The organism is Streptomyces sp. KR55, assembly GCF_052245645.1.
In the GTDB taxonomy this organism is placed as follows: domain Bacteria; phylum Actinomycetota; class Actinomycetes; order Streptomycetales; family Streptomycetaceae; genus Streptomyces; species Streptomyces flavusporus.
Genome location: NZ_JBQQCE010000713.1, coordinates 1 through 3,336, shown reverse-complemented (window position 1 = coordinate 3,336; position 3,336 = coordinate 1). Strand labels below are relative to the sequence as shown.

The following is a 3,336-nucleotide window of genomic DNA, read 5'->3' as shown; positions in this document are numbered from 1 at the left end:
AGCGCTACGGCGACGCCCCGCGCGGTGCCGGAGTCGGCCTGGGCCTCGCGGTCGCCCGGGGCTTCGCCGAGGCCATGGGCGGCACCCTCGACGCCGAGGACACACCCGGCGGCGGCCTCACCATGGTGCTGAGCCTGCGCAGGGCGCCGGTCCGGGGAGACAACCGTGCCGCGAAGGCGGTCGCCCAGCCGACCCCGGCCGAGGAGCAGGCCGGGCGTTCCGGTGCCGGTGGCGTCAACATGCCGTCGGCGTCCGCCTGACCGGCTCCGGCTATGACTGGTCGGCCGCCTGCCGGTGTTCGCGATGGTGCGATCACGGGGAGTGACTGCCCCCGGACATACGTCGGGGCCGGCGCGCGGAGCAGGTCCGCGGTCGGCCCCGGTTGTGTCCGGGCGTGCTTGCGCTGTCGCCCGTCGGCGTCAGGCGGCCGTCATCACCGGGCTGCCGTGCAGCAGTCGGTGCGGGGCGATGGCCTGGCCGTCCGGCAGAAGCTCACCGGTGTCCTCGAAGAGCACAACTCCGTTGCACAGCAGGCTCCAGCCCTGCTCCGGGTGGTGCGCCACGAGACGGGCGGATTCCCGGTCGGCGGATTCTGCGGTGGGGCACGGTGGCTGGTGCTGGCACATGGAAGGGATCTTTCGCTCTGTCGTGATGGGTGAGTGTGCTGTCGTGTCTGTCCCGCGGCGTGAAGCGTCGTTCATGGCCGCCCCCCGTTAAGTCGGTCCGAATCCAGTGTTCCCCTACGGGCGTGAATCCGCAGGGATTTCGCTGCACCGCTCCTTCACAGGTTGATGACGCATCACTCGCGCGGGCGGTTCATCTCAACTGCACTGTCCCTTCGGGTGGTTCGCAGTGGCCGGATGGGACTAGCCCGGCCGGGTCGAAAGCCTTTCAATAGCTCGTACGAGTAATCAGCCGCTCGTACGAGCAATATCCCTGGCGGGATCAGCGCGGAGAACAGTGCAGAACGGTGCAGAACAACGCGTACCCCGCTGCCGGGAAATTCGGCGGCGGGGTACGGGTGCGGTTCTGTGGAAAGGTCAGGCCGGTGAGCCGAGCAGGGGCACGGGGGTGACCCGATGGGTCAGCACCGGCAGCAGCTCTGCGACCCGGTGCGGACGGTGGGCCGCGATACCGGGCGGCGCGGGGGCCAGCGGTACCAGCAGGTCCGTCGCGGCCGGGTGGCCGGCCGCGCCGTCGGCGACGCAGTCGCCGTGCAGCCAGAGCGTGAGCATGTAGAGGCCCGGCACGGACAGCAGGCGCGGTTGGTACGACTGGGCGAGTGTCTCGGCCTGGCGCAGTGCACGTTCGGTGGAGGCGATGTACGGCCCCTCGAAGAAGTGCGAGAACGCCCAGCCGTCGGGCGTGAGCATGGTCTCCGCCGCGGCCACCGCCTGGTCGCCGCACCGGATCAGAAAGCGCCAGCCGGCCAGCCGGGTGACGGGTGTGCCCTTGGCGGTGATCCGGTCCAGAACGTGGACGGGCAACGGGAGTTCGGGTGTGGCGGGCCCGTGGGCGCCGCGCAGGGAGGGGGTTCGGGCCTCACGGACGGCGGTGGGGGAACCGAGTGCTGTGAGGACGGAACGAAGCGCGGGCGCGGGAGCCGGGGGGACATGCAGCGGCATGGTGGGTCGCCTCTCATTCGACAGGCAAGTAGGCGCGAGGTGGCGGGGGCGGACGGCGCTGTCAGCTCACGGGGACAGAGAGGCGAGGGCCGGGGTCTGTGCGAGAGGGGCGTGGGTGTGAGGCCTGCCGTACGCCATCTCGACGGCAGGTTCCTCCGACCGCGGGCGCCAACCTTCTGTCTTCCGCGGAGTTTATACGACGTTTGTTCAGCCAGTGTTTCGTCTAAACGCTTCCGGGCACTCGCACAAGGGTTCATTCGGTCGGCGATACGTGGAAAACATCCCGATTCCGAACCGGTCGCACGGCGATGACCTCGGGGAATGCTCCCCGTGCGGTCGGCCAATTCGCGTCGGCGTTTTTCACGAGTTCCTCGCGCCGGAAAGTGTGCGGTGCACCTGCCCGGTGAATGTGCCGCCGGTCATCTCTGGCCCGAGTGACCAGAGTAGCGGGTGCGGGCACGCGCCGCGGGCGTTACGGATCGCCCGGGCTGGGCATCATCCCCCCTGACCCGGACACCGGCGGCCGGATCTTCGGCCTGCCCACCGAGGAGGGACGCTTCGATGGGGGAGAAGGTCGTGGCGGGCGCGTTCGACCTGTCCGATCGCCAGCGCTACCGCACCAAGCTGCGGCAGTGTCTGCGGGGCCTGGAGCGGCTGCTGGAGGAGAAGCGGTTCGATCGCCCGAAGAACCTCATGGGCCTGGAGATCGAACTGAATCTGGCCGGGGCCGACGGCATGCCGAGAATGCTCAATGCGCAGGTTCTGGAAAAGATCGCAAGCCGAGATTTCCAAACAGAACTCGCCATGTTCAACCTGGAAGTCAACATAGCCCCACACAGGTTGGGTGGCCGGGTATTCGATCGGCTCGTGGAAGAAGTCCGTACGTCCCTGGCATATGCCCACCGGAAAGCGGGTGAGGTCGACGCGGGAATCGTGATGATCGGCATTCTGCCAACACTCGACCGTGACGATCTGGTCTCCTCCAACCTCTCCGACGTCGACCGCTACACCCTCCTCAACGATCAGATCGTGGCCGCCCGCGGCGAGGACTTCACCCTCGACATCGACGGCGTCGAGCATCTGACCTGCACGTCGAAGTCGATCGCGCCCGAAGCCGCCTGCACCTCCGTGCAACTGCACCTCCAGGTCACCCCAGCCCGTTTCGCCGACGTGTGGAACGCCGCACAGGCGGCCTGCGCGGCGCAGATCGCCGTCGGCGCCAACTCGCCCTTCCTGTTCGGTCGCGAGCTGTGGCGCGAGTCCCGGCCGCCGCTGTTCCAGCAGTCCACCGACACCCGCCCGCCCGAACTGCAGGCCCAGGGGGTCCGGCCGCGCACCTGGTTCGGGGAGCGGTGGATCAGCTCGGCGTACGACCTCTTCGAGGAGAACCTGCGCTACTACCCCGCGCTGCTGCCGATCTGCGACGACGAGGACCCGCTGGCGGTGCTCGACGCCGGGGGCGTTCCGAAACTCGCCGAGCTCGTCCTGCACAACGGCACGGTGTACCGCTGGAACCGTCCCGTGTACGGGATCGCCGACGGCGTCCCGCATCTGCGCGTCGAGAACCGCGTTCTGCCAGCCGGGCCCACCGTCACCGACGTCATCGCCAACGCGGCTTTCTACTACGGCATCGTCCGCGCGCTCGCCGAGGACTCCCGGCCGGTGTGGACCCGCCTGCCCTTCGAGGCGGCCGCCGCCAACTTCGACGCCG

At 68.9% G+C, this 3,336-nt stretch carries 4 protein-coding genes; 2 read left to right on the top strand and 2 right to left on the bottom strand.

Translation table 11 applies throughout. The annotated features are described in order from the left end of the window. Positions 1-260, top strand: a 260-nt coding sequence (locus ACTWQJ_RS48790; RefSeq protein ID WP_443312795.1) for an ATP-binding protein, incomplete at its 5' end; no start/stop codon positions are given. Between the two features lie 159 nt (positions 261-419). On the opposite strand, the gene ACTWQJ_RS48785 is transcribed toward ACTWQJ_RS48790, so the two are convergent. Both ACTWQJ_RS48785 and ACTWQJ_RS48780 read right to left on the bottom strand, forming a co-directional pair. After that, positions 420-626, bottom strand: coding sequence for a DUF5999 family protein (locus tag ACTWQJ_RS48785; RefSeq protein ID WP_308040975.1), 207 nt, complete (start codon positions 624-626; stop codon positions 420-422). A 414-nt stretch (positions 627-1,040) separates the two neighbouring features. Then, positions 1,041-1,625, bottom strand: coding sequence for a hypothetical protein (locus tag ACTWQJ_RS48780; RefSeq protein WP_443312794.1), 585 nt, complete (start codon positions 1,623-1,625; stop codon positions 1,041-1,043). A 561-nt stretch (positions 1,626-2,186) separates the two neighbouring features. Here ACTWQJ_RS48780 and ACTWQJ_RS48775 point away from each other — a divergent pair. Continuing rightward, positions 2,187-3,336: glutamate--cysteine ligase (locus tag ACTWQJ_RS48775; RefSeq protein ID WP_443312793.1), on the top strand; the 1,150-nt coding region annotated here is incomplete at its 3' end.

Coding starts and splice junctions, on each gene's coding strand:
- ACTWQJ_RS48785 (WP_308040975.1), bottom strand. CDS start 626: ATGTGCCAGCACCAGCCACCGTGCCCCACCGCAGAATCCGCCGACCGG.
- ACTWQJ_RS48780 (WP_443312794.1), bottom strand. CDS start 1,625: ATGCCGCTGCATGTCCCCCCGGCTCCCGCGCCCGCGCTTCGTTCCGTC.